General features: G+C 74.7%; 2 protein-coding genes. One reads left to right on the top strand and one right to left on the bottom strand.

Annotated elements, in window-relative coordinates; translation table 11 throughout:
• Positions 1 to 458 (top strand): TlpA disulfide reductase family protein (locus tag D588_RS24980; RefSeq protein WP_017916594.1); only part of this gene is annotated, 458 nt, incomplete at its 5' end.
• 234 nt (positions 459 to 692) lie between these two features.
• On the opposite strand, the gene D588_RS0115240 is transcribed toward D588_RS24980, so the two are convergent.
• Positions 693 to 1174: FAD-binding protein (locus tag D588_RS0115240; protein WP_017916593.1), on the bottom strand; the 482-nt coding region annotated here is incomplete at its 5' end.

Below are 1174 nucleotides of genomic sequence, written 5' to 3'. Positions count from 1 at the left end.
CCGCGCCGCCGGTCGCCGCGGCGCGCCCGGGCGATTCCGCCCCGGCGCTGCGCCTGCCCACGCTCGACGGCGGCCACCTGACCCTGGCGCAGTTCCGCGGCCGGCCGCTGCTGGTCAACGTCTGGGCGAGCTGGTGCGAACCCTGCGTGCGCGAGATGCCGGAACTGGACCGGCTGGCGCGCGCGCAACCAGCCGACGGCCTGCAGGTGCTGGGCATCGCCCTGGACCGCGCCGAAGACGTGCGCGACTTCCTGCAGCGAGTGCCGATCGGCTACCCGATCGCGCTGGAGACGCCCGGCCCGGCCGACGCCAGCGTGCGCCTGGGCGACACCCAGGGCCTGCTGCCGTACAGCGTGCTGATCGACGCCGACGGCCGCATCGTCAGGCAGAAGCTCGGCCCGTTCGCGCCGGGCGAAGTGGAGGCCTGGGTGGGCGGCGGCGCGCAGCCGACGCTGTAGCCGGCGAGCCAGCCGCCGATGCGCGCCCTTGTGGGAGCGACGTCCGCGTCGGCGACGCATTGCCGATGGCGCTGTCGCGACTCACCTCGCGCCTCCCAAGCGGCTTGCGGCGAGCCTGCCGGGTGCACTGTGGGAGGGACGTCAGTCCCGACGCATTGGATTATCGGGAAAGCGCGCTGCAGCGTCGTGAGAGTTGCCTCCCACGCCACGTCCACGCCGCACCGGATCCGTCCGCTAGAACGCCTGCCGCTGCCGCGCTTCGCCAACACTGCCATTCCCGGTGCGCACCTGCGCCAGCGTCGCCAGCTCCTCGGCCAGGCGCTGCGCGGCGGTACGCAGTTCCGGCACCGCGGTGATCTCCCACAGCACGCCACGCAGCAGCGGCCCGATGCAGTACAGCCCGGCGACCGGATGGCCGCTGCCGTCGCGCACCCGCAGGCGCTCGTCCACCTGCAGCCCCAGGCCCAGCGGATCGGCCTGCAGCAGGCCGGCGTCGCGCATCGTGGCGACCAGCGGATGGCTGGTGCGGGCGACGTCGGTGTCCAGCCCGGTGGCGCGGATCAGCACGTCGAAGTCCTCGGTGCGCGCGTTGCTGCTGGCGCGATCGCGGATCACCGCTTCCACCGCGGTTTCGCCCAGCCGCGCGCGCAGCAGGCGCCCGGCGCGGATGCGCAGCTGGCCCTGCGCCTGCAGTTGCGCCAGCGCGGCCGCCGCGG

The organism is Xanthomonas sp. SHU 308, assembly GCF_000364645.1.
In the GTDB taxonomy this organism is placed as follows: Bacteria; Pseudomonadota; Gammaproteobacteria; order Xanthomonadales; family Xanthomonadaceae; genus Xanthomonas_A; species Xanthomonas_A sontii.
The sequence above is the reverse complement of the archived record's forward strand: the minus strand, read 5'-3'. Positions and strand labels throughout refer to the sequence as shown.